Origin of the sequence: Streptomyces sp. RGM 3693, from assembly GCF_050471125.1 — a bacterium.
GTDB lineage: Bacteria > Actinomycetota > Actinomycetes > Streptomycetales > Streptomycetaceae > Streptomyces.
On the sequence record NZ_JBMPPQ010000002.1, the window covers coordinates 14,018 to 36,655 of the forward strand.

The 22,638-nt window shown below is 69.5% G+C and carries 21 protein-coding genes and 1 tRNA gene; 10 read left to right on the forward strand and 12 right to left on the reverse strand.

The genetic code is table 11. The features are described 5' to 3' along the window. Positions 1-64 precede the first annotated feature (64 nt). On the forward strand, positions 65-1,042 hold the full coding sequence (locus tag ACO0M4_RS17260) for an ArsA family ATPase (RefSeq protein ID WP_430371456.1): 978 nt from the start codon (positions 65-67) through the stop codon (positions 1,040-1,042). After that, positions 1,039-2,418: an ArsA family ATPase gene (locus tag ACO0M4_RS17265; protein ID WP_430371457.1), complete on the forward strand. Its 1,380-nt coding sequence runs from the start codon at positions 1,039-1,041 to the stop codon at positions 2,416-2,418. The genes ACO0M4_RS17260 and ACO0M4_RS17265 overlap by 4 nt, the downstream gene beginning before the upstream one ends. Positions 2,419-2,463: 45 nt before the next feature. Here ACO0M4_RS17265 and ACO0M4_RS17270 read toward each other — a convergent pair whose 3' ends face one another. Continuing rightward, entirely contained in the window at positions 2,464-2,808 is a 345-nt protein-coding gene (locus ACO0M4_RS17270; RefSeq protein ID WP_020930847.1) for a WhiB family transcriptional regulator, read from the reverse strand. 380 nt (positions 2,809-3,188) lie between these two features. Here ACO0M4_RS17270 and ACO0M4_RS17275 point away from each other — a divergent pair, with 380 nt between their 5' ends. Beyond that, a complete protein-coding gene (locus ACO0M4_RS17275) occupies positions 3,189-5,381 on the forward strand; it encodes a transglycosylase domain-containing protein (protein ID WP_430371459.1) in 2,193 nt (730 codons plus the stop codon). Between the two features lie 113 nt (positions 5,382-5,494). Here the strand turns inward: ACO0M4_RS17275 and ACO0M4_RS17280 are convergent, their stop codons facing one another. Beyond that, the gene (locus ACO0M4_RS17280) at positions 5,495-5,959 is read right to left on the reverse strand and encodes a GatB/YqeY domain-containing protein (RefSeq protein WP_430371461.1); all 465 of its coding nucleotides are present in this window, start codon (positions 5,957-5,959) and stop codon (positions 5,495-5,497) included. Positions 5,960-6,117: 158 nt separating this feature from the next. Between ACO0M4_RS17280 and ACO0M4_RS17285 the strand changes: the two genes are divergently transcribed. The 5 genes from ACO0M4_RS17285 to ACO0M4_RS17305 all read left to right on the forward strand — a co-directional run bounded on the left by ACO0M4_RS17285 (position 6,118) and on the right by ACO0M4_RS17305 (position 9,749). After that, positions 6,118-7,044: a metallophosphoesterase gene (locus tag ACO0M4_RS17285; protein WP_430371462.1), complete on the forward strand. Its 927-nt coding sequence runs from the start codon at positions 6,118-6,120 to the stop codon at positions 7,042-7,044. Between the two features lie 270 nt (positions 7,045-7,314). Further along, a tRNA-Pro gene (locus ACO0M4_RS17290) sits at positions 7,315-7,388 on the forward strand. 71 nt (positions 7,389-7,459) lie between these two features. Beyond that, positions 7,460-7,660 carry a hypothetical protein gene (locus ACO0M4_RS17295; protein WP_430371463.1) on the forward strand — a complete coding sequence of 67 codons (201 nt, stop codon included), beginning with the start codon at positions 7,460-7,462 and terminating at the stop codon, positions 7,658-7,660. Positions 7,661-8,045: 385 nt separating this feature from the next. Beyond that, on the forward strand, positions 8,046-8,450 hold the full coding sequence (locus ACO0M4_RS17300; protein ID WP_430371465.1) for an ATP-binding protein: 405 nt from the start codon (positions 8,046-8,048) through the stop codon (positions 8,448-8,450). A gap of 51 nt (positions 8,451-8,501) precedes the next feature. Further along, on the forward strand, positions 8,502-9,749 hold the full coding sequence (locus ACO0M4_RS17305) for a PP2C family protein-serine/threonine phosphatase (RefSeq protein WP_430371466.1): 1,248 nt from the start codon (positions 8,502-8,504) through the stop codon (positions 9,747-9,749). A gap of 317 nt (positions 9,750-10,066) precedes the next feature. Here the strand turns inward: ACO0M4_RS17305 and ACO0M4_RS17310 are convergent, their stop codons facing one another. Then, entirely contained in the window at positions 10,067-10,393 is a 327-nt protein-coding gene (locus ACO0M4_RS17310) for a MerR family transcriptional regulator (protein WP_083106644.1), read from the reverse strand. Positions 10,394-11,664: 1,271 nt separating this feature from the next. On the opposite strand from ACO0M4_RS17310, the gene ACO0M4_RS17315 reads away from it, so the two are divergent. Continuing rightward, on the forward strand, positions 11,665-12,213 hold the full coding sequence (locus tag ACO0M4_RS17315) for a DUF5994 family protein (protein WP_430371467.1): 549 nt from the start codon (positions 11,665-11,667) through the stop codon (positions 12,211-12,213). A gap of 210 nt (positions 12,214-12,423) precedes the next feature. Here ACO0M4_RS17315 and ACO0M4_RS17320 read toward each other — a convergent pair whose 3' ends face one another. The 7 genes from ACO0M4_RS17320 to ACO0M4_RS17350 all read right to left on the reverse strand — a co-directional run bounded on the left by ACO0M4_RS17320 (position 12,424) and on the right by ACO0M4_RS17350 (position 19,056). Then, positions 12,424-12,672: a hypothetical protein gene (locus ACO0M4_RS17320; protein WP_430371468.1), complete on the reverse strand. Its 249-nt coding sequence runs from the start codon at positions 12,670-12,672 to the stop codon at positions 12,424-12,426. 366 nt (positions 12,673-13,038) lie between these two features. Further along, complete coding sequence (locus ACO0M4_RS17325; protein WP_430371469.1) at positions 13,039-13,347, reverse strand: SCO5918 family protein; 309 nt, start codon at positions 13,345-13,347, stop codon at positions 13,039-13,041. Positions 13,348-13,407: 60 nt separating this feature from the next. Beyond that, positions 13,408-13,797, reverse strand: coding sequence for a CBS domain-containing protein (locus ACO0M4_RS17330; RefSeq protein WP_430371471.1), 390 nt, complete (start codon positions 13,795-13,797; stop codon positions 13,408-13,410). 75 nt (positions 13,798-13,872) lie between these two features. Then, positions 13,873-15,372, reverse strand: coding sequence for a DEAD/DEAH box helicase (locus ACO0M4_RS17335; protein WP_430371473.1), 1,500 nt, complete (start codon positions 15,370-15,372; stop codon positions 13,873-13,875). A gap of 280 nt (positions 15,373-15,652) precedes the next feature. Beyond that, positions 15,653-15,856, reverse strand: a complete 204-nt coding sequence (locus tag ACO0M4_RS17340; protein ID WP_069775160.1) for a cold-shock protein — start codon at positions 15,854-15,856, stop codon at positions 15,653-15,655. 1,221 nt (positions 15,857-17,077) lie between these two features. Then, a complete protein-coding gene (locus ACO0M4_RS17345; protein ID WP_430371475.1) occupies positions 17,078-17,800 on the reverse strand; it encodes a response regulator transcription factor in 723 nt (240 codons plus the stop codon). Further along, positions 17,797-19,056 (reverse strand): sensor histidine kinase, encoded by a 1,260-nt coding sequence (locus ACO0M4_RS17350; RefSeq protein ID WP_430371477.1) that lies wholly within the window; start codon positions 19,054-19,056, stop codon positions 17,797-17,799. The genes ACO0M4_RS17345 and ACO0M4_RS17350 overlap by 4 nt, the downstream gene beginning before the upstream one ends. A 273-nt stretch (positions 19,057-19,329) precedes the next feature. Here ACO0M4_RS17350 and ACO0M4_RS17355 point away from each other — a divergent pair, with 273 nt between their 5' ends. Next, complete coding sequence (locus ACO0M4_RS17355; RefSeq protein ID WP_430371478.1) at positions 19,330-20,823, forward strand: alpha/beta hydrolase; 1,494 nt, start codon at positions 19,330-19,332, stop codon at positions 20,821-20,823. A gap of 60 nt (positions 20,824-20,883) precedes the next feature. Here ACO0M4_RS17355 and ACO0M4_RS17360 read toward each other — a convergent pair whose 3' ends face one another. Beyond that, positions 20,884-21,588, reverse strand: coding sequence for an SDR family oxidoreductase (locus ACO0M4_RS17360; protein WP_430371479.1), 705 nt, complete (start codon positions 21,586-21,588; stop codon positions 20,884-20,886). Beyond that, positions 21,585-22,622, reverse strand: coding sequence for an amidohydrolase family protein (locus ACO0M4_RS17365; RefSeq protein WP_430371480.1), 1,038 nt, complete (start codon positions 22,620-22,622; stop codon positions 21,585-21,587). Before ACO0M4_RS17365 ends, ACO0M4_RS17360 begins: the two co-directional genes overlap by 4 nt. Positions 22,623-22,638 lie beyond the last annotated feature (16 nt).

A 22,638-nucleotide genomic window follows, 5' to 3' on the forward strand; every position in this document is an offset into this window, starting at 1 on the left:
TCTCCGGGTGTTCCCAGGCGTATCCCGTGCGTACGCGGGACGCGGACTGGTTAGGCTCCATGGCGTGAGCAGGCTCCATGTCGTCAGCGGCAAGGGCGGCACCGGAAAGACCACGGTCGCCGCTGCCCTCGCCCTCGCCCTCGCCACCGAGGGGCGCCGTACCCTCCTGGTCGAGGTCGAGGGTCGGCAGGGCATTGCCCAGCTGTTCGAGACCGAGGCGCTTCCCTACGAGGAGCGCAAGATCGCGGTGGCCCCCGGGGGCGGCGAGGTGCACGCCCTGGCCATCGACGCCGAGCGCGCCCTGCTGGACTACCTCCAGATGTTCTACAAGCTCGGCAGCGCCGGCCGGGCCCTGAAGAAGCTCGGCGCGATCGACTTCGCCACCACCATCGCCCCCGGCCTGCGGGACGTCCTGCTGACCGGCAAGGCGTGCGAGGCGGTCCGCCGCAAGGACAAGAGCGGCGCGTTCGTCTACGACGCGGTCGTGATGGACGCCCCGCCGACCGGCCGCGTCACCCGCTTCCTGAACGTCAACGACGAGGTCGCCGGCCTGGCCAAGATCGGCCCGATCCACAATCAGGCCCAGGCCGTGATGCGCGTGCTGAAGTCCCCCGAGACCGCGGTGCACCTGGTGACCCTCCTGGAGGAGATGCCCGTCCAGGAGACCGCCGACGGCATCGCCGAGCTGCGCGCCGTCGGCATCCCGGTGGGCGGCGTCGTCATCAACATGACCCGCCCCGCGCTGCTGGACAACGGGGATCTGGAGGTCGCCGCCCGCGGCGCCCGGGCCGGCATCGCCAAGGCGCTCTCCCAGGCCGGTCTGGGCGGCGCCCGGCGCGGCGGCCTCGCCGAGCGCCTGATCGACCCGTTGCTGGAGCAGGCGCGCGAGCACGCCGAGCGGGTCGAGCTGGAGCGCGCCCAGCACGCCGCACTGACCGACCTCGGCCTGCCCACCTACGAGTTGGGGCTGCTCCCCGAGGGAGTGGACCTCGCCGGGCTCTACGGCCTGGCCAGAGACCTGCGGAAACAGGGGCCCATATGACCTCCGACGACACGACGCTGGACGCCTCGGCCCCGTGGCTGGAGGTCGACGCCCTGATCGACGACCCGCGCACCCGCATCGTGGTGTGCTGCGGTTCGGGTGGCGTCGGCAAGACCACCACCGCCGCGGCGCTGGGGGTGCGTGCCGCCGAGCGCGGTCGCAAGGTCGTGGTGCTGACGATCGACCCGGCCCGCCGCCTGGCGCAGTCGATGGGCATCTCGGAGCTCGACAACGTCCCCCGCCGGGTCAAGGGCGTCGACGAGACCGCCGGCGGCGAACTCCACGCGATGATGCTGGACATGAAGCGCACCTTCGACGAGATCGTCGAGGGCCATGCGGACGCCGAGCGGGCCCGCGCCATCCTGGAGAACCCCTTCTACCAGTCCCTGTCGGCCGGTTTCGCCGGCACGCAGGAGTACATGGCGATGGAGAAGCTCGGCCAGCTCCGCGCCGGCGACGACTGGGACCTGATCGTCGTGGACACCCCGCCGAGCCGCTCCGCGCTGGACTTCCTGGACGCCCCCAAGCGGCTGGGTTCGTTCCTGGACGGCAAGTTCATCCGGGTCCTGATGGCGCCGGCGAAGGTCGGCGGGCGGGCCGGCATGAAGTTCCTCAACGTCGGCATGTCGATGATGACCGGCACCCTCAGCAAGCTCATGGGTGGCCAACTCCTCCGCGACGTCCAGACGTTCGTGGCCGCGATGGACACCATGTTCGGCGGTTTCCGCACCCGCGCGGACGCCACCTACCGCCTGCTCCAGGCGCCCGGCACGGCGTTCCTGGTGGTCGCCGCGCCGGAGCGGGACGCGCTGCGCGAGGCGGCGTACTTCGTCGAGCGGCTGGCCGCCGAACAGATGCCGCTGGCCGGGCTGGTGCTCAACCGCGTCCACGGCAGCGGCGCGGCCCAGCTCAGCGCCGAGCGGGCGCTGGCCGCCGCGGAGGCCCTGACGGAGGACTTCGCCGACCGCGCACCAGAGGACGCGGAGCCGCCGCAGGAGCCGTACGACGACCTCAACTCGCCCTCCAGCGAGGCTGGTTCATCGTCCGCGGAAAATCTTGAGCCGGACGGCATTGTCGATCTAGCCGGCGGGAAGACTGGATCACGTACCCCCGGCGGCTCCTCCCCCGCCGCCGCGGAGCAGGCGGCATCCCCTCCGGCCTCGGCAGCGCAACTCGCCGCCGGGCTGCTGCGGCTGCACGCGGAACGCATGCAGGTCCTGGCGCGCGAACGGCGCACCCGTGACCGCTTCACCGCACTGCACCCCGAGGTGCCGGTGACGGAGGTCGGCGCGCTGCCCGGTGACGTCCATGACCTCGCGGGCCTGCGCGCGATCGGTGACCGCCTGGTGCTGCGCCCCGGCAAGACCGAAGCCTGACCGACGCCACTGGCCAACGGCCCGCCGCCAGGCGGCGAACGCGGCCTACCCGACCGCCGCGTACTCGTCGTCGAACGCGTCGTCCGAGCAGTCCACCGGCAACAGGCCAGTGCTGCGCTCGTATTCCGTACGCGCCGTCTCCAACAGGCGACGCCATGACGTGACCGTCGGACGGCGGCGCAACAGCGCCCTCCGCTCGCGTTCCGTCATCCCGCCCCACACGCCGAACTCCACCCGGTTGTCCAGGGCGTCGGCCAGGCACTCCGTGCGCACCGGACACCCGGTGCACACCGCCTTGGCGCGGTTCTGCGCCGCCCCTTGCACGAACAGTTCGTCCGGATCGGTAGTGCGGCACGCTGCCTGTGCACTCCAGTCGGTTACCCAGCCCATGCTGGCGCCGTCCTCTCCCGAATCGAGGCTCCCCCACGGCGGCAAACGGCATATTCACCGTTGCCAGTTGAGGACGTTACGGAAGGCAGGCAGGGCGCAACACCCCCTTCGGGCCCAATCTTGAATGGCCCGAACGGACTATGCGTACGCGGCAGATCACCCAACGGAGTGACCGTGCGACATACGTCACTTCCCTCCCAAGCGGGACACTTCGCCGTGACAGCAAGGGATTTCTGGCGCACGGCGGACAAGTGGGACAGCGTCCGCGCCGGGAGCAGGGGTTGACGTACTGGGGAGAAACCATTCCGCTGCGGCAGATGGGAACAGGCTAAGCGAACAGGTGCGCCCCTGTCCGGCGAATGAGAACGTAGGGTGCCCTCATGGCTAAGAAGCGCGAGGGCGGGGGTCAATCCAAGACCCAGCAGGCCGCCAAGTTCCTCGGTGTCAGCGTCCTTGCCGGAGCCGTCCTCGCCGGGATCGCGCTGCCGGCCGCCGGAGCGCTCGGCCTCGCGGCCAAGACGTCCGTCGAGGGCTTCGACGACATCCCGGCCAACCTCAAGACCCCGCCGCTCAGCCAGCGCACCACCATCCTCGACGCCGACGGTGGCGAGATCGCGTCGGTCTACTCCCGCGACCGCACCGTCGTCGACCTCAAGAACATGTCGCCGTACGTCCAGCAGGCGATCGTCGCCATCGAGGACGCCCGCTTCTACTCGCACGGCGCCATCGACCTGAAGGGCATCCTGCGCGCGGTCAACAAGAACGCGCAGTCGGGCGGGGTCGCCCAGGGCGCGTCCACCCTGACCCAGCAGTACGTGAAGAACGTCTTCATCGAGGAGGCCGGCGACGACCCGGACAAGGTCGCGCAGGCCACCCAGCAGACCCTCGGCCGCAAGGTCAAGGAGCTGAAGTACGCGATCAAGCTGGAGGAGAAGCTCGGCAAGCGCAAGATCCTCCAGAACTACCTCAACATCACCTTCTTCGGTGAGCAGGCGTACGGCGTCGAGTCCGCCGCCCAGCGCTACTTCAGCAAGCCCGCCAAGGACCTGAGCCTGGAGGAGTCGGCGCTGCTCGCCGGCATCGTCCAGTCCCCGACGCGGTACGACCCGGTCAACCACCCGCAGGCGGCGACGGAGCGGCGCAACACCGTCCTGCGGCGGATGGCCGACCTGAAAAACATCACCCGGGCCCAGGCCGACGCGGCCGCCGCCCGGCCGATCAAGCTGAAGATCAGCCGCCCGCAGAACGGCTGCATCACCGCCACCGACGGCGCCGGCTTCTTCTGCGACTACGTCCGCGAGGTGCTGCTGAACGACAAGACGTTCGGCGCGACCCGCGAGATCCGTTCCAAGCGCTGGATGCAGGGCGGTTTGACCATCCGCACCACCTTGGACCGGCAGACCCAGAAGTCGATCCAGGCGTCGCTGAGCAAGCACGTCTTCGAGGACGACCCGGTCGCCAGTGCCTCCACGGTCGTCCAGCCGGGCACCGGCAAGATCCTCGGCATGGGCCAGTCCCGGCCGTACGGCTTCGGCACCAACCAGACCCAGATCAACCTCTCGGTCGACCGCAAGATGGGCGGCGGCGCCGGCTACCAGCCCGGCTCGACGTTCAAGCCGATCGTCGCGGCGGCCGCGCTGGAGCAGGGCATCAGCCCGTACCAGCAGTACTCCTCGCCGTTCAAGATGGCGTACCCGAAGCCGGTCCAGACCTGCACCGGCGAGTGGAACGGCGGCGGCACGCTCCAGAACGAGGACCCCAAGGAAGTCGGCCCGTTCGCCATGAAGGAGGCGACCGCGAAGTCGGTCAACACCTACTACGTACAGCTGATCAGCGACATGGGCATCTGCCCCGCGATCACGATGGCCCAGAAGATGGGGCTCCAACGGGCCGACGGCAAGCCCCTCAAGCAGGTGCCCGCCATGGCGCTCGGCGTCCAGGAGATGTCCCCGCTGACCATGGCCACGGCGTACGCCACCTTCGCCAACGAGGGCACCTACTGCTCCCCCGTCGCCATCGAGTCGATCACCGACGCACAGGGCAAGGCGCTGAACGTCCCGAAGACCGACTGCCGCAGCGCGATGTCCAAGAAGACCGCGGACACCGTCAACACCCTCCTCAAGGGCGTCGTCGAGGACGGCACCGGCAAGCAGGCCGGTCTCACGGGCCGCGACAGCGCCGGCAAGACCGGCACCACGGACAGCCGCTACGCCGCCTGGTTCGTCGGCTACACCCCGAACGCGGCCGGCGCGGTCTGGGTCGGCGACCCGCGCCACCAGCGCCAGATGTACGGCATCACCATCGGCGGCGTCCCGCACGACAAGGTCTACGGCGCCGACACCCCCGGCCCGATCTGGCGCGACCTGATGACCGGTGCCCTGGCCGGCCGCCCGGCCCTGACCCTGCCGACCGTCCCGATCGACGACCCCAACGCCAAGGGCGACGACGGCAACAAGGGCCAGCCGAAGCCCAACCCGAAGCCGAAGCCCGGCGGCGGTGACAACAAGCCCGGCGGCGGCTGGCACATCCCCGGCTTCCCCGACTTCTTGGGCGGCGGGAACGGCGGTTGGTGAACGGCCGGTCCGTCTGACCGCCCTCCAGAACGGAGAAGGGGCGCCCTCTTGGCGAGGGCGCCCCTTCGACGTCTGCGCAACGGCCGGCCGAGGGCGGGCCGTCGCGTACGGCCTCAGCCGGCCAGCAGCTTCTTCACCATCGCGGCGACCCGGCCGCCGTCGGCACGGCCCGCCACCTTCGGGTTGACGATCTTCATCACGGCGCCCATGGCCTTCGGGCCCTCGGCCCCGGCCCCGGTGGCCTCCGCCACGGCCTCGGCGACCAGCGACTCCAGCTCGTCGTCGGTCAACGGCTTGGGGAGGTACTCGGCGAGCACCTCGCCCTCGGCGCGCTCGCGGTCGGCCTGCGCGGCCCGGTCGCCCTTGTCGAACGCCTCCGCGGCCTCGCGACGCTTCTTCGCCTCCCGCGCAATGATCTTCTCGACCTCGCCGTCGGACAGCTCACGCGCCTCTGTGCCCGCCACCTCCTCCTTCTGGAGCGCGGTCAGCGTCAGACGGAGGGTGGAGGAACGCAGCTCGTCGCGCGCCTTGATCGCGGCGGTGAGGTCGTCCTTGAGCTTGGCCTTGAGCGTGGTCATGACGTTGAGTATGCCTCCACCCACCGACAACCGCCGCGCCTTTTCCCACCGCGCGCCCCGCCGCCGCCCACCCGCCGCCGCGCCGCGGGGGCCGCCCGCCGGCCCTCCGACCAAGATCGCCGCTCCCCGCCCTCCGCCCACTCTGCAACCATGGAGACATGCGCGCGCGATACGGAGTTCCCCTGTCCCTTGCCGCGGTCGGCGCGGCCGGCCTGGCCTACGCCGCCGGCTTCGAAGTCCGCTCCTTCCGCCTGCGACGCGTCACCGTGCCCGTACTGCCCCACGGCATGCGGCCGTTGCGCGTCCTCCAGGTCTCCGACATCCACATGGTCAGCGGGCAGCGCAAGAAACAGCGCTGGCTCCAGTCGCTCGCCGGGCTCCGCCCCGACTTCGTCGTCAACACCGGCGACAACCTCTCCGACCCCGAGGGCGTCCCGGAGACCCTGGACGCCCTGGGCCCGCTGATGGAGTTCCCCGGCGCCTACGTCTTCGGCTCCAACGACTACTACGGCCCCAAGCTGCGAAACCCCGCCCGCTACCTGGTCGAGAAGGTCCAGGGCCGGCACGGCCTGAACGGCAACACCCCCGCCGTCGGCGTCGTCCACAACCCCTGGGAGGACCTCCGCGACGCCTTCGACAGCGCCGGCTGGGTCAACCTCTCCAACACCCGCGGCCACCTCAAGCTGGAGGGCGCCGAGATCGCGCTGACCGGCCTGGACGACCCGCACATCAAGCGCGACCGCTACGCCGAGGTCGCCGGCGGCCCGGAAGTCGACGCCGACCTCTCGCTGGCCGTCGTCCACGCCCCGTACCTGCGGTCCCTGGACGCCTTCGCCGCCGACGGCTATCCGCTGATCCTCGCCGGCCACACCCACGGCGGTCAGCTCTGCGTCCCCTTCTACGGCGCCCTCGTCACCAACTGCGACATCGACACCCAGCGCGCCAAGGGCCTCTCCACCCACACCGCCGACGGCCGCACCTCCTACCTCCACGTCTCCGCCGGCTGCGGCACCAACCGCTACACCCCCGTCCGCTTCGCCTGCCCCCCGGAGGCCACCCTCCTGACGCTGACGGCGCGCGACTGACACAACGCCCCGGCCCCGGCCCCTCGTCTCAGGGGCCGGGGCCGCGTGCGACCTCGGCGGGCCGGCCTCCGCCCCCGGAAGCCACATCACGACCCAATCCGTGGTGACCTCCGTCACTTTGCCCCCTTCGGTGGCCCGCCCCGCCCCTCCAGCACCCCGCACCCCCGCCGACCCCGCCCGACAAAACCCCAGGTCAGACCCGTCTCCGTCGCCGACCGAAAGCGGATTTCACCTACGGGGATCAGTCCGCTAAAGTAGAGCTCGTTGCTTCGGGGTGTAGCGCAGCTTGGCAGCGCGCTTCGTTCGGGACGAAGAGGTCGTGGGTTCAAATCCCGCCACCCCGACTGAAGGAACAACAGATCAGGGGCCTGATCCACTCGGTGGATCAGGCCCCTGATTCGTTCCTGGAGATCGTTTGGGAGAAATCTGGGAGACGATCTTGTTCGGGCTCCCCCAGCATCTGCTGGACTGGGAGGGCTTCGGGCTCGCCCCGGTCGGATACGACGCCGCCATGTTGCTGGCCTACTCGCTGCTCGCCCCCGGATTCGCAGACCGCATCCGCGAGACGTTCCCGGTCTTGGCCACCCTGAACCGCTGCAGGTTGACCAGACAGTAAAGCCTCGTCGGCCGAAAAGGGCCGAGAGGGGACTCCATCCCCTATCGGTACGCCCGCAAGCGGCGGGAGACGGCTCGTGCGCGTTCTTGTATGGCTGTGGCGTGGGGGTCACCTGGGCAGCGCCCGCAGCGCCGTTGCGCGCAGCCGCTGTCCGTGGCCGATCCGATAGACCGGCGTGGCGCGACGGTCTTCCCTCTACGTGTTTTCGACAGGGCGTAGGGGGGCCACTCGGGCGGTGAGATTGGGGACCACCGTCTGGGCAACGAGAATGGGGACCACCCGATCTGATCGTGTGCGACATGCCGCTTTCGGCGTAATAGAGGTCTTGGGCCGTTGGCCGGTCATGCTGTGTGCGTTGGTCAAGGTCGTGTCAGGAGACCTTTTCGTGTACCGATCGCGTGAGTGGATCTTCGAGCGGATCCGCCGGGACCGCCGGCTGGATCCGATGGTGTCGCAGCGGACGCTGGCTCAGCGGTACAGAGTCTCGTGCAAGACGGTCGTCAAGACCCTCAACCATCCGGTGCCAACGGTGCGGAAGCCGCCTCTCGGCTCTCTCGACCTGGACACGAAGGGCGCCAAGCTGCTGTTCCAGATCTTCACCGAGCGGGAAGAACGCAAGGCGACCGCGGTCGCCACAAACTCCCCGTTCAACGAGTGGGAGGCGATCAACGAGCCGCGGCTCTGCGCGGCCATCGCTGACCGGATCACTTTCCGCTGCACCTTCATCCAGACCGGCACCGAGTCCCACCGGCTCCAGGCCACAGAAGCCGAACACCACACCGCCCGGTGAATCGCCCCTGTGTCATGCGAAATGAGGCCAGCGGGATGGAAGGACATGGCTATGGCGGAAGGTGAGCGGCAGCCGGACAAGGGCGTGGTGGACCGGTCGGAGGGTTTTGGCGAGCGGCTGCTCGGCCTGCTGCTGGACAGGGCGCGGCTGTTGCCACCGCAGCTGATCGCCCCCCTGATCGCGGAAGAGGTGGCCGGGATCGGCGGCCGTGACGTCTCCATCCTGCTCCAGGACTACGCGCAGGAGCTGTTGGTGCCGCTGCCTGGCAGGAAACTGCACGTGGGCCAGCCTGAGCCGGTGACCGGCTCCCCCGCCGGCCGGGCCTTCCTGCGCGCGGCTGTCGTCGAGGTACCACAGGCCGGCGGCAGCGTCCGGATGTATCTGCCCCTGCTGGACGGAAGCGACCAGGTGGGCGTCATGGCCCTGACTCTGGACGCCGTCGACGACGATGACCGGCGCTTGCTGGGCCGGCTCGCCGGCCTGGTTGCCGACATGCTGGTCACCAAGAATGCCTACACCGACCAGTTCTTCCTGGTCCGGCGTCGGGAGCCGATGAGCGTGTCTGCGGAGATCCAGTGGGGCCTGCTGCCGCCGCTGACGATGTCCGTGCCGCAGGTCGAGGTGGCCGGCATCCTAGAGCCCGCCTACCGCGTCGCCGGTGACAGCTTCGACTACGCCCTCAACGACAACATCCTGCACACGGCCGTCATCGACGCGATGGGCCACGGCCTGGACGCCGCCGCGATGGCGACCGTCGTCATCGGCGCCTACCGCCATGCCCGGCGCGTGTTCGTCAGCCTGGCCGAGAAGTACGCGTTCATGGACGATGCCATCTCCCAGCAGTTCGGGCCTGACCACTTCGTCACGGCGCAGCTGATGCACATGAACATCTCCACCGGGGAGATGGAGCTGGTCAACGCGGGCCACCCCGCGCCGCTGCTGATCCGGGAGGGCCGGGTCGTGCGGCAGCTGGAGAGCGCGACGACGCTGCCCGTCGGCTTCGGAGGCGAGGCGCCCCGGGTCAGAGAGCACACGCTTCAGCAGGGCGACCGGGTGCTGTGCTACACCGACGGCATCATCGAGGAGCATGTCGCCGGCGGGGAGCCGTTCGGCGAGGAACGCCTCATCGGCTGCGTCAACCGCCTGGGGGAAGAGCCGTCAGAGGGGCTGCGGGCGGACCTGCGCCGGCTCTCCCACACGCTGAAGAGGGAACGAGGCGGGCGCACCAGCGACGACGCCACCCTCTTCATGATCGAGTGGCACGGTGGCGCCGCCGACCACTTCGCCACCATGGAGTGAACCGACACCCGCACCATCGCTGCTCGATCCCACTGCCCGAGCGGCTCTCATTCACCCTGTCGAAAACATCCTTCGCCTCGCACCACGCCACCCGGGCGGCAGCACCGGAGCCTGCCCGGTCCCCAGGACTGCCGGCGGGCGGCCATGCGTTGGGGCGTGGCGAGTTGGCCAAGCGACGCAAGGCTCTCCTGAACCTCGGTGCAGCGGACGGGCCTGGTTCACGGTGCTGGCCCGGCCGCCGGGACAACGTCTGCCGTCGCGGGTCAGGTCGCGGCCGCAGCGGTGCTCAGCTCGGGCAGATCGGTCTCGAAACGCCGTTACGACGTGGCGCCGCGGGTGCGCAGTTCTTCGTTGATGCGCTGGGCTTCTTCGAGCTGGTCTTCGAGAATGACGATGCGGCAGGCGGCTTCGATGGGGGTGCCGGAGTCGACGAGTTCGCGGGCGCGGGCGGCGATGCGCAGCTGGTAGCGCGAGTAGCGGCGGTGGCCGCCTTCGGAGCGCAGCGGGGTGATCAGGCGGTGCTCGCCAAGGGCGCGGAGGAAGGCGGGGGTGGTGCCGAGCATCTCGGCGGCCCGGCCCATGGTGTAGGCGGGGTAATCGTCGTCGTCGAACTTGTCGGCGGGGCGGGAACTGCGAGGGGGCATAGACCTCTTCTTTCGGGGACGCGTCGAGGGGCCCGAGTGCCGTACTGGCACCCGGGCCCCGAGCTTTCAACACCATCTACCGGCTGACTGCGCCGGCTCTCTTGTTCCGCTGGTCCGCCTGGGAGGGCGGAGGTGCGGGGATCGCGAATACGTGACCGGGGACCACCTTCCAATCCGGGGCCTGCAGTACCCGAGCGGTGTTCTTCCTCGCCCGGGCGATCCTGATGGCGTCTGCTCCTTACCTCATTCGGTTGCTCGGTTGTACTGCTGGGTATCGCGGGTACTGCATGCGGCCCCTGGGGCCGCTCGGCCCGGCAGCCAGTGACGGAACCCACCATTTCCGGCCCCGCCACTCCACTGCCGTTCCGCATCCTGCCTGACCTGCTCGCACGGCAGTTCATCTCTGCCGTGCCCTCTTCGACTTCTTGGGTACGAGGAAACACTAACCCCCGCACGCACCCATGTCTACTCTCGGCGTGACAGATTTTCTCAACAGTCAGTGAGTGGGCTTCTGTCTCATGCACACCCGGAAGATTGCCATCCGAGTTGAAGACCGGCCCGGCGGCACAAGCTGAGCCCGGCGGCACAGCCGACCCAAGCGGGGCGTGAGCACGCGCCCGCGGCGTCGCCCGCTCACCAACGCCCTGCGTCACGGAGGCGGCCACTGCACCCTCGCACTCGGCGCAACCGCCGATGCAGCGAACGTCGCCTTCAGCGACCTCAACCCGGCGCCCCCGCGCGAACGCACCCCTGGCTCAACGGCGGCACCGGATGGCACATGATCCGCCGCCTCACCGACAGCGTCACCACCACCCCCGGCTCCGGGCTCCGGTCGGGAAAGTCCCCGATCGCGTGACAAGCAGGCGTCACACGGTGACGCCTGCTGAATGCGAACGCCACAGCGAAGTCCAGCGGCTGATCGACCAGCCCGACGCCCCTCGCGACGGAGACGACCTTCGGGCTCCTTCCCGGCGAGTCTGCCAAACGAGTTTTACTACACCCGCGACCGAAACCCGATTTCCTGATTCGCAACGCTTTCCGTAACGCCGCATTCCTGTAGCGGCAGCCAGCGACAGACCATATGCCGATGAGTCGCGGGACAACGCCAAAACGCCCTGATATCCGTCACCCCGAAACCGTCCGGCGGGCTGTATTCGGGAGTATCCTGAAATTACCGAGGACATTTCGCATAAGAGTCTCTGAGCTCCTGTCGTTCTCGGCGATTCACAACACCGGGCCGGCGTACACCGGCCCGGGGACAGGTCCGCGTTATGACCGCGACCATTCTGTATACGCCGGCGGTCGAGAAGCGGACCTTTTCGCTGCCGCTGCGACTCGCACTCGCCTCGACGGACACCCCTGGTGCTCTTCTTGACGGTGCCTGGTGGCCCCGCTCCCGCGACCTGGCGGCGGAACTTCCTGCGTTGACCGCGGTGCTGGATCCCCTTTGGGGGCGCATCACGCATGTCACGGTGAACCCGACCCAGTGGCCGGTCATCCCACGGAGGGTGCCCGTTGATGGGCACGTGGTGAGCGTCGGCTGGTTCAAGGCCGAGCAAGACCCTCACAAGCTGTTGCTGCTCTCCTACGCCGTCGGCCGCTGGGACCTGCTGGTGATTCCGCCGCAGACGGATCCGGCCATCGCCGCCTGGCTGATGACCGCGGCTACCGGTCCGCTGCGCAGCCACACAGCGAGTGATCTGCTAAAGAGGGCCGCATTCCAACGGATCATGACAGAAGCCGACCAGGCGCGAGAAGCGGTCTGGGACTCCGAGGGCGGCCATGGCGCCCGTGAGACCGCGCCAGCACGCTCGGCGTGAATCCTGAAACGGCCCCGGTGAAACCGCCGGGGCCGTCCTTTCAGGCGCAACACGTGAGAGTGCGCTACCCACAATCCACGGTACACCTGCAGGTAGCTTCCGACGTGATTCCGTAGGCTGACGCGAAGCATGAGCACATTCTGCTCGGACCTCAAGCGCCGACGACCGGGCTCAGCAGCCGGCAGCGCCCGGCCACCGGCAGAGTTCTTGCTATTCCGGATTACCGCGCCACTGCCCCCGGACACGGAACCAGAGTCCCGGAGCGTAGATCGAATCGACGACAGCGGCTTCGCCTTTGGTCACCCTCAGGATCCGCAATGCGCCGCACGGAAGCAGGTCGTACTCGTACGTCGCGGGCGACTCGCCCTCGGTGATGTCGTCGTAGGAGATATCTGCAACCGCCAGCTCCGAGTATTCCTTGGGGGGCCGGTTCTCCACCAGCTTGATGAACACGCTCATACCTTGACGATAGATCGCTCGCGGATTTCTCGCGTGACATGCCGCCTGCGGAGCAATGGATCAGGAGGATCCGACCTGGCAAGGGGCCGGCGATGGCAGGAGGTGAACGCTGGTCCCGGACGGGGGGCCCGGGCCGGTCGGAGGCGTTCGGGGAGCACGTTCTTGGGGCCTTGCCGGACCGGGGCACGAGTCTCCGCCGCATCCACCAGCTCGGCCGCCCGCTCCACCAGAGCGGCAGCCGGGTGCGGGACACAGCTTCCGCCCTCCTCTTGGCTGTTGGGCCTCGCTGACAGCCAGGGATCCTTGCGCTCTTCCGACCGCCGAGTTGGCAGCTGCGGGGCGGATTCTTTGCCCACAGCGGTCCGGTCAGGCTCGGGCCGGGTGCCCCAGCAAGGCCGACGCCGTCTCCAGTGGTGTGAGACCGGTCGGTGGCACGAGAGCGGCAGCCGGGCGGCACACGAAGCCGAGGCGGCTCAGGGCTCGGGTCACTTCACAGGCGGAGAAGTCACGGCGATCCTGCCCGGTGATGATCTCCCCGACCTGCTTGACGGGGTAATGGCGGCGACCGATGAGCACGGACTCACCCGTGACGGGTTCGGCTTTGATGCCCTTCATCGCATCCTGCACCTCGGTCTTGAGCAGGTCGAAAGGAAAGCGGGCGATGACGACGCGCATCGTGCCTCCACAAGGTCGAAGAGAAGCCGGAAACGGATCGCCGGCCCGGATGGAGAGGGATCAACGGGTGAGGACGACGACGCCCAGGGCGTGCCCGTCCTCACCGATCACGGGTGAGGCCCACAGCGCGCGTTGACGCATGGCGCGTTCCGCGTCGTGTGCGGACATCACGGGCGAAGTGAAGGGCCCACGGTCGTAGATGAGGTCCCGCAACCGGGTCTCCTCGGTGTACCAGGAGCCTTGGTGATGTTCTGTCATCTGGGAACGGGTGATCAGGCCCGTACACCGCCCGTCCTCGTCACGGACGAGGAGATGGTCGACACCGGCCCCGATGAGGACGGACAGAGCCACGTCGACGACCATGTCGTCGCCGACCTGTGGTCCCGGCGACGACATGACGTCGCCGGCTGCCTTGCCGGGGAAGTCCCCCTGGGGGTAGCTCTGCAGCATCAACGAAAGCCTCCGTGACGATGGTGATCCGACGAGCCGAGCGTGATCGTCCTGACCGGGCTAGGCGGCCGGGGCCTAGGAGGTCTGCCGCGCAGTCGGTGTCCCGGTACGGGCTGATCCGGCGGCACGACGGGCCTGGGCGGGGCGGCTGCGGCGGCCTCGCGTGGAGGAGCCGCTGCGCTTGGCGCGTTCGACAACTGGTGCGGCGATGGTGACCGGGGTGCCGGAGGGTGCCTGGGCGCCGGTGATGCGGCTCAGTTCGGCCTCGCCGGAGCGGACCTGGGTGGTCTGCGGGGTGATGCCCGCGTCCGCCATCAGGCGGTTCATGGTGCGGCGCTGGTTGGGCAGGACGAGGGTGACGACGCTGCCGGACTCGCCGGCGCGCGCGGTACGGCCACCGCGGTGCAGGTAGTCCTTGTGGTCGCTGGGCGGGTCGACGTTGACGACGAGATCGAGGTTGTCGACGTGGATGCCGCGGGCGGCGACGTTGGTGGCCACCAGGACGGTGACATGGCCGGTCTTGAACTGGGCCAGGGTGCGGGTGCGCTGGGACTGGGACTTGCCACCGTGCAGGGCCGCGGCGCGGACACCGCTGTTCAGCAGGTGTTTGGTGAGGTTGTCCACGGCGTGCTTGGTATCCAGGAACATGATCGACCGACCTTCGCGGGCGGCGATCTCGGTGGTGGTGGCGTGCTTGTCGGCGCCGTGGACGTGCAGCACGTGGTGCTCCATCGTCGTGACCGCGCCCGCCGAAGGATCGACGGAGTGGACCACCGGGTCCGTCAGGTAGCGCCGGACCAGGAGGTCGACGTTGCGGTCCAGGGTGGCCGAGAAGAGCATCCGCTGCCCCTCGGGCCGAACCTGGTCGAGCAGCGCGGTGACCTGGGGCATGAAGCCCATGTCGGCCATCTGGTCGGCCTCGTCCAGCACGGTGATAGCGACCTGGTTCAGCCTGCAGTCACCGCGCTCTATGAGGTCCTTGAGCCGTCCCGGCGTGGCGACGACCACCTCGACCCCGCCGCGCAGTGCGCTGGACTGGCGGCCGATCGACATTCCGCCGACGACGGTGGCCAGGCGCAGCTTGAGCGACCGGCCATAGGGGGTGAGGGCGTCGGTGACCTGCTGGGCCAGTTCCCGGGTCGGGACCAGGACCAGCGCCAGCGGCTGGCGGGGCTCCGCGCGCTGCCCGGCGGTACGGGCCAGCAGGGCCAGACCGAAGGCCAGCGTCTTGCCCGATCCGGTGCGACCGCGGCCGAGAACATCGCGCCCGGCCAGCGAGTTCGGCAGCGTGGCGGCCTGGATGGGGAACGGGGCGGACATGCCTTCCGCGCTGAGGGCCGCCAGCAGCGGCGACGGCATGTCCAGCTCGGCGAAAGCCTCGGCCGGGGGCAGGGCGGGAGTGTGGGTGACGGGCAGGGCGAACTCTCCCTGCAGTGTCGCGGGACGCCGTCCGGGGCCCCCGGAACGACCCGTGCCCGAGCGGTTCGGCCGACCGGAGCGGTAGCCGCCGCGGCCTGAGTCGGACGAGCGGGCAGAGCGGGAGTAGCGGTCATTCGTGCGAGCTGTGCGGTTCATGGAGAACCTTCCTCGATGCGGTGCGTCGAGGAATTCCCGGCGGCAATGGGCCGCCCACAAAGAATCGCAAGAACGAACCGATGAAATGAGATGGAACGAAGCGGGGCGGGAATATGTCGACCCTGCGCGCCGAAGCGGGTCCGGCAACGCCGTAAGGAAGAGCAACTGGCTGCCCGCCCGCACGCCACGTGCGCGGCCGTTGTGGGGCACGCGGAAAAAAGCAACGAGCTGGGGCCCGCACCCAAGGTGCGGGCCCCAGCTACGGTGCTACGCGTCAGCGTCAGGCGGGAACGATGTTCTCGGCCTGCGGGCCCTTCTGGCCCTGCGTGACGTCGAAGTTCACCTTCTGGCCTTCCTGCAGCTCGCGGAAGCCCTGGGCGGCGATGTTCGAGTAGTGGGCGAAGACGTCGGCGCCGCCACCATCCTGCTCGATGAAGCCGAAGCCCTTTTCCGCGTTGAACCACTTCACGGTGCCAGTAGCCATGTCATATCTCCTTCGGGGCAATGCCCGGAGCCCACACCGTGCGAGCTCCGTATCGCTGCGTTGATTGCCCGTCCGGAAAGAAACACCGGCAATACGAAAGCGCTCCGCCATGTACGACAGCGAGCGCGCTTGAAGTCTTGGGAACCACAACTGCAACTGAGATCGAAGGTAGCACGGTACTGGCGGCCGTGCGCGGCAGATGGTCCCGAAGCTTTCGAGAGCGTAAAAAAACCTTACTGCGGCAGTGGCCATTTCTGTAGTTGCGGCATGAGATATTCAGGATTCCGCTCGCCCGTATTCGAGCGGGAATACGTCGACCTCCTCGGCCACCACCCGGGCTCCGCAGGCACGAGCCGGGTACCCACCACGCCTGGCCGCACCACACCGCACAACCGTCGGGGACGGTTCGCGGCGCGACACGCCAGGAGCGGCGTGCCGGGTGAGATCGCGGGGCCAGGGCATGACGCCTTTCCCGCTCGGCCCGCTGGGCATCTCCGGAGTCATGAGCTCACGCAAGCAACCGTCCCATCTCGGAGGACGGGTGCTGGAGAAGCCGCGGCTGCGCAGTCTGAGGACAACCCGAGCGGGCAGCGGGACGGAAAACACTGCCCATAGGCCGACCCAGGGCAGCGGAGCCAGCCTGGCACGCGGCGCTCGGCCATTGCGGGCAGTTTTGATCCCTTTGCTGCAACCGAGGAAAAACTACACTGGCAGCAGTAGACATTCGTAGTTCGCATGGCCAGTTTCTGTCATAGCGGACGAAGCCTGAGGGCCGTCGACGAAGCCCGACTCATCGTCCCGCCGCGCTCCGAAGGCGGCCATCCCGCTCATCCCGCAAACGGGCCTTGCGGACCATGTCCATGACGTCCGCTGGTCGCTCGCGGACCACAACGAGAATCCCCGCAGTCCGAGCGCGCCGCAAGAGCCTGGCGTCCTGGCCCATGAGCACCCTCCACACTCGACTGTGAGCAGCCGAGCAGTAGCGAACAAGATCACGCAAACGTGCTGATGCAAAGCGACGCGCGGCCAGGGTGACACCATCCGCAGACCGCCTCGTGGGAGAAGTCTGGGAGAAATCTGGGAGATGACCTTCTCCCGGAAGTCCACCGGAACCGCGCGGGACCAATCGATGTCTTGTACGGCCCCATTCCGGGAGTCATTTGGCGGCCGCCGCTGGGGCGGCGGCCGCCAGGTGAGGTCAAGGGTCGAGGTCAGACCGGGTCAGCCGGCGAACCCCGGCACCACCAGGCCGGACTCGTACGCGATCACCACCGCATGGGTCCTGTTCTGCGCGCCGAGCTTGGCCAGCACGTTGCCGACGTGGGTCTTCACCGTCTCCAGGCTCACCGTGAGCGACTTTGCGATTTCCGGGTTGGACAGGCCGGTGGCCATCCACCGCAGCACCTCTTCCTCCCGGTCCGTCAGCGCCGCTCTCGGCAGCGCGGCGGCGGAGTCCAGTGGGCGGGCGGCGACCATCCGACGCAGCGCCGCGGGGAAAAGGATCGCTTCCCCCGCCGCCACCACCCGCACCGCCTCCGCGATCTGCCGGACCGGAAGCCGCTTGAGTACGAACCCGCTGGCACCCGCGCTGAGTGCGGCGGTGACGTAGTCGTCGTTCTCGAAGGTGGTGATCACCACGACCTTCGGCGGTTCGGCCGACTCGGCCAGCAGCTGCCGGGTGGCCTCGATTCCGTTGCGGCGTGGCATCCGCACGTCCATCAGGACCACGTCCGGGCGCAGCCGCCGCGCCTGCTCGACCGCCTCGACGCCGTCGGCGGCCTCCCCGACCACCTTGATCCCCGGCTGGGCCGCGAGCAACGTACGCAGACCGCTGCGGGTCACCTCGTCGTCGTCCGCGATCAGGAGGGTGACGGGGGTGCCGGCAGGGGTGGGGCTGATGGCGGCGCCGGTCGTGGCGGTGGCGCTGGGGTCAGGGCCGGTCATGCCGAGACCCGTACCGGCAGCCGGACCGCCAACCGCCAGTGCTGCGGCCCGTGCGGGCCGGCCTCGATCTCGCCGTGCAGCAGCCGCACGCGCTCGGCGAGACCGGGCATGCCGCGCCCGGACGTCGGGAAGGCGCCCGGGTCCGTGCCGATGCCCGTGGCCGCCTCGGTCCGGTTGATCACACGGAGCTCCAGTGCGTCCGACGCCGCCACCACCCGGACTTCGATCGGACCGCCCGCCCCGTGCCGCAGCGCGTTCGTCAGTCCCTCCTGAAGGATCCGGTACGCCGCGCGGGAGAGCGTCCCCTGCACCTGCGCCAAGTCGCCCGACAGCTCCGGCTCCGCCACCGCGCCCGCATGCCGCAACCGGTCGAGCAGCTCGGGCAGATCGGCCAGGGTGCGCGGCGGTGCGGTCTCCGCGGGCTGCTCGCGCAGCACGCCCAGTACGTAGTCCAGGTCCTCCAGTGCGGCCCGGGCCGACTCCTCGATGCTGCGCAGGGCGGCCCGCGCCGCCACCGGGTCGGCGGAGAGCACCTCGCCCGCCACCGCGGCCTGGATCGTGTTCGCCGTCAGCGTGTGCCCGATCGAGTCGTGCAACTCGTGGGCCAGTCGGTTGCGTTCGGCCAGCGCCAGCTCCCGCTCGGCCGCCAGCGCGAGCCGCTCGGCCGGCGACGGCCCCAACAGCCTGGGCGCCAACCACCGCAGGGCCTTCGTCACCACCACGCACACCACCGCGGCGAGCAGGACGCAGCCGAGCGCCGCCACCCAGCTCTGCCAGCCGGGCTCCGGCCGCACCGTCCGGCCGAACAGGCTCAGCCCCGCCTCGGCGCCGAACGGGAGGGCCAGGCCCCCGAGCATCAGCACTCCGCCGACCAGCGCTCCCGTCCACCCCAGCGCCACGTGCAGCAGCAGCCAGAGGGGAGTACGCAGGCGGTCAGCGCCGGATGGCCGCCCGGTACCGGGTGAGTTCGCGGGCCGGCGTACGGCCAGCGGATCCGGCAACGGCACCCGCAGCAGGCGGCGGGCGCACGCGATCAGCACCCGCCGCGTGCTGCGGGCCAGCCCCACCGCGCCGATCAGTACGGCCCAGACCAGGAGGACCAGAACGGCCTGCACGCCATAGGGAGCGGAGGGCCACAACCGTGTCGGCAGCATGGCGAAAGGCAGCAGTGGAAGGCTCGCCAATGCGCCGCAAGAGGCGAACAGCATGCCCGCGTACGTAGAGCCGCGCAACAGCGGCCGGATTCCCCAGATCATGATTCGGCCAGTATGGCCGCGCAGTTCACCGGGGGCCTCCCCCGATCGGGGGAGCATTTTCTCCCGCCTTCCCGCGATGCGCGTTCGCGGCTCCGGAAACCAGGATCGTGCCCTGAGCAGTTGACCGGAGGACGGCTGATGAATGCGCAAGGAAGAGACACGCAGGGAAGAGATACGCAAGGAAGAGAGATGTCGCCGCCTCGCACGGCATCGCATGGGACCGGTGCGGCAATACGCGCAGTGCGTCCACCAACAACTCACCAGGGACTGACCATGGTGCGCAGCACACGAATAGCGTCTCTCCTGGCCCTGTGCACCGTGGCGACTTTCGTTTCGGCGCCGGCACCCGCAACGGCCTTTACCGCCGCCGAGAAATCCGCGGCGCATCAGAATCCCCGTTGGCAGCGCTGTGGCACGGACCGTCCCGTCGCCTTACAGTGCACGACTGTCAAAGTGCCGCTGGACTACGGCGATCCCGGCGGTAGGACGATCGACATCGCGGTATCCCGGTTGAGGGCGAGCAGTGCGAAGGAGCGGCGCGGCGTTCTGCTGCTCAACCCGGGCGGCCCCGGGGGGCCGGGCCTGGATTTGCCGGTCGACCCGGCGGTGAAACTGCCCGAGAAAGTGAAGAGACAGTACGACCTCATCGGATTCGACCCGAGGGGGATCGGCCGCAGTTCTCCCGTCGGTTGTGGTCTGACCGACGCCGAGCAGGACGTGGAACGCCCGTACCAGGCCACGGACTTCGCGAAGGACGTGCAGTGGGCGCGTACGGTCGCCGAGAAGTGCCGGGCCGAGGCGGGTGAGGTCCTGCGGCACCTCACCACCCGCAACACGGCGCGCGATATGGACGTGATCCGTGCCGTGTTGGGAGAGGAGAAGATCTCCTATCTGGGGTTCTCCTACGGCACCTATCTCGGCGCCGTCTACACCCAGATGTTCCCCCGGCGAGCCGACCGCTTCGTGCTGGACAGTGCGGCCGACCCCGGGCGGTACGGGCGGGGCATGTTCCGGGCGATGGCGGAGCGGGCCGAGCCCGCCTTCACGCGGTGGACCGCATGGACCGCCCGGCGGCACGGGACGTACGGACTGGGCCGTACCCCGGCCGAGGTGCGCAGGACCTTCTGGGACCTCGTGGCCCGGGCCGACCGCGAGCCCATCGACTACGGCGGGACGCGCTCCACCGGTGTCGCCATCCGGGCTCAGCGCGCCGCGTTCTCCCGTATGCAGAAGGCCGCCGCATGGGTCGCCGGGCTGAAGCAGGCGGCCGAGGAGCAGGGCCCGTCCGGCGCGCCCGAGCGAGCCCCGGGGCCTCTCCCACCGGCCTCTGCCCGTGACGTTCCGTCGGACAATGCGGCCGCGGGCGCCTGGGCCGTCCTGTGTGGCGACACCCGCACGTCGTGGCCGCGTGACCCCGAGCAGTACCGGCGCGACGCGATCCGCGACAAGGCCCGGTATCCGCTGTCCGGCGATTTCGCGTCCAACGTCATGCCGTGTGCCTTCTGGAAGCCGGGCAGCGAGCCCGGGACGACGGTCAACAACACGGTCCGTGCGCTGATCCTGCAGAACGAATGGGACCTCACCACGCCCCTGGCCGGCGGCCGGGCCATGCACCGGGCCCTGCGCGGCTCCCGGATGGTCACCGTCGTCGGTGGCGAGGGGCACATCGTCAACGGCACCAACTCCTGTGCGGACAAGAGCGCCGCGGCCTACCTGACCACGGGCCGGCTCCCGGCCGGGGACCTCAACTGCCGGGCCGGCGGCTGAACCTCGGCCGGGCGGACCTCCCCGGCGGCTGATCGCGGCGGTGGTTCGATGGCGGGGTCCTCACCAGGCGACGGTCTGGCCGCGGTAGTCGAGGTATTGCAGGCCGGCGTGGCCGCGTTGGGCGTCGAGGGTCGTGACGAGGTGGGGGATGCTCTCGCTGATGGTGAGGCGGGCGTGGGGGCCGCCGAGTTCGGTCCTGACCCAGCCGGGCGCCATCAGGAGCAGCGTGCGGCCGTCGTCGTGGTGGCGGGCGGCGTAGCTGCGCATGAGTTGGTTGAGGGCGGATTTGCTGGCCCGGTAGATCTCGAAGCCGCCGCCTTCGTTGTTGGCGACGCTGCCTTGGCCGGAGGACATGATCGCGAGGGTGCCGTTCGGTGCGATGAGCTCGCCGAGCGTTTCGATGACCCGCATCGGGCTCAGCGCGTTGGTGATCATCACGCGGGTGAACTCCTCGGTCGTGATGTCCGCGGTGGTCTCCTCCAGGCGGTGGGTGACGCCCGCGTTGACGAAGAGCAGATCGAACCTGCGGACGGCGAGCCGGTCGCGGAGGGCCTGGACCTGCTCGGGCGCGTTGATGTCCACGTGCTCGATCTCCAGTCGCCCGCCGGCGGTTTCCTGCAGTTCGTGCAGGGCGGTGCGGGCCGGGCCGCGGACGGTCGCCACGACGCGGGATCCCCGGTCGAGGTACTCCGCGGCGATCGCGTGGCCGAGGCCGCGGGAGGCGCCGATGAGGAGCACGGTGGTGTTCGGTGAGATCGGGTTCATGAGTTCTCCTGAAGGCTCGTCGTCGTCCGGGCGTCCGCCTCGGCGGGCGGCTGTGGGAGGCCGTAGAGCGACTCGGCGTTGGTGTGGGCGATCTTCTGTTGGTCGTCGGGGTTGGGAAGCGTGTGCAGGAAGGCGGTGAGGGTCGCGGCGTCTAGTCGGTGGAAGGGGTGGTCCCCTGAGAGCAGGATGCGGTCGACGCTGGTGTAGGCCAGCGCATGGCGGAGCAGACGGGGGGTCAGCATGCCGCTGGTCGCGATGTGGACGTTGGTGGCGACGTAGTCGGCGACTCGCCGGTCGAGGTGGGTGGCGAGGCGGGAGAGGCCGTCGATGCGGTCAAGTGCGAACAGGAGCAGCTCGCCCCAGTGGCCGAGGACGATCTGTAGGTCCGGGTGGCGGTCGAAGGTGCCGCGCAGGATGAGGCGGAGCGCCGCGAGTCCTGCCTCGACGTGCCATCCCCAGCCGAAGGTGGCCAGCGCGAGGTCGAGGGTCGGGTCGAACCCGCGGTAGGACGCCTCTCGGACCGCGTCCGGGGGAATCTGGGGATGGATGAACACGGGCCGCCCCAAGGTGGCGGCGGTGGCCAGCAGTTCGTCGTGGGCGGGGTCGTCCAGCGGGCGCGCGCCGCTGCGTCCGTAGGACATGATCCCCACGTGGCCGGGCGCGTCCGCGGTGCGTTGGAGCTCGGCCACCGCGGCGTCCGGGTCGGACATCGGCAACGTCGTCATGGCCCTCAGGCGGGTCGGATGGCGACGAGCGGCCTCGCTGGCGCGGTCGTTCGCCTCGCGGCTCAGCGCCACCGCCTCGCGGGGCGGGAGCCCGTGCGTCCCCGGCGGGGCGAGCGCGAGGATCTGGACGTCGATGCCCGCCGCGTCCATCGCCGCAATGCGCTGCTCGCCGATGTCGAGCAGCGCGGCGGGGATGTCCCCCCGGTCGTTCCACGCCACGCTCTCGTCCCGTGCCCCCGCCGGCTGCGCGCGCAGTGCCCGGTCGATTTTCGTGGTGGTCCAGTGCTCTTCGATGGCGATGACTCTCATGACGCTCCTCCCTGCC

Excerpts from the sequence above, each read along its gene's own strand:
- ACO0M4_RS17285 (WP_430371462.1), top strand. The coding sequence starts at position 6,118 with ATGCGCGCGCGATACGGAGTTCCCCTGTCCCTTGCCGCGGTCGGCGCG.
- ACO0M4_RS17365 (WP_430371480.1), bottom strand. The coding sequence starts at position 22,622 with ATGAGAGTCATCGCCATCGAAGAGCACTGGACCACCACGAAAATCGAC.
- ACO0M4_RS17340 (WP_069775160.1), bottom strand. The coding sequence starts at position 15,856 with ATGGCTACTGGCACCGTGAAGTGGTTCAACGCGGAAAAGGGCTTCGGC.
- ACO0M4_RS17325 (WP_430371469.1), bottom strand. The coding sequence starts at position 13,347 with ATGCGCGTCGTCATCGCCCGCTTTCCTTTCGACCTGCTCAAGACCGAG.
- ACO0M4_RS17265 (WP_430371457.1), top strand. The coding sequence starts at position 1,039 with ATGACCTCCGACGACACGACGCTGGACGCCTCGGCCCCGTGGCTGGAG.
- ACO0M4_RS17275 (WP_430371459.1), top strand. The coding sequence starts at position 3,189 with ATGGCTAAGAAGCGCGAGGGCGGGGGTCAATCCAAGACCCAGCAGGCC.
- ACO0M4_RS17310 (WP_083106644.1), bottom strand. The coding sequence starts at position 10,393 with ATGCCCCCTCGCAGTTCCCGCCCCGCCGACAAGTTCGACGACGACGAT.
- ACO0M4_RS17345 (WP_430371475.1), bottom strand. The coding sequence starts at position 17,800 with ATGACCGGCCCTGACCCCAGCGCCACCGCCACGACCGGCGCCGCCATC.
- ACO0M4_RS17335 (WP_430371473.1), bottom strand. The coding sequence starts at position 15,372 with ATGAACCGCACAGCTCGCACGAATGACCGCTACTCCCGCTCTGCCCGC.
- ACO0M4_RS17305 (WP_430371466.1), top strand. The coding sequence starts at position 8,502 with ATGGCGGAAGGTGAGCGGCAGCCGGACAAGGGCGTGGTGGACCGGTCG.
- ACO0M4_RS17350 (WP_430371477.1), bottom strand. The coding sequence starts at position 19,056 with ATGATCTGGGGAATCCGGCCGCTGTTGCGCGGCTCTACGTACGCGGGC.
- ACO0M4_RS17330 (WP_430371471.1), bottom strand. The coding sequence starts at position 13,797 with ATGCTGCAGAGCTACCCCCAGGGGGACTTCCCCGGCAAGGCAGCCGGC.
- ACO0M4_RS17355 (WP_430371478.1), top strand. The coding sequence starts at position 19,330 with ATGGTGCGCAGCACACGAATAGCGTCTCTCCTGGCCCTGTGCACCGTG.
- ACO0M4_RS17360 (WP_430371479.1), bottom strand. The coding sequence starts at position 21,588 with ATGAACCCGATCTCACCGAACACCACCGTGCTCCTCATCGGCGCCTCC.
- ACO0M4_RS17315 (WP_430371467.1), top strand. The coding sequence starts at position 11,665 with ATGACCGCGACCATTCTGTATACGCCGGCGGTCGAGAAGCGGACCTTT.
- ACO0M4_RS17280 (WP_430371461.1), bottom strand. The coding sequence starts at position 5,959 with ATGACCACGCTCAAGGCCAAGCTCAAGGACGACCTCACCGCCGCGATC.
- ACO0M4_RS17270 (WP_020930847.1), bottom strand. The coding sequence starts at position 2,808 with ATGGGCTGGGTAACCGACTGGAGTGCACAGGCAGCGTGCCGCACTACC.
- ACO0M4_RS17320 (WP_430371468.1), bottom strand. The coding sequence starts at position 12,672 with ATGAGCGTGTTCATCAAGCTGGTGGAGAACCGGCCCCCCAAGGAATAC.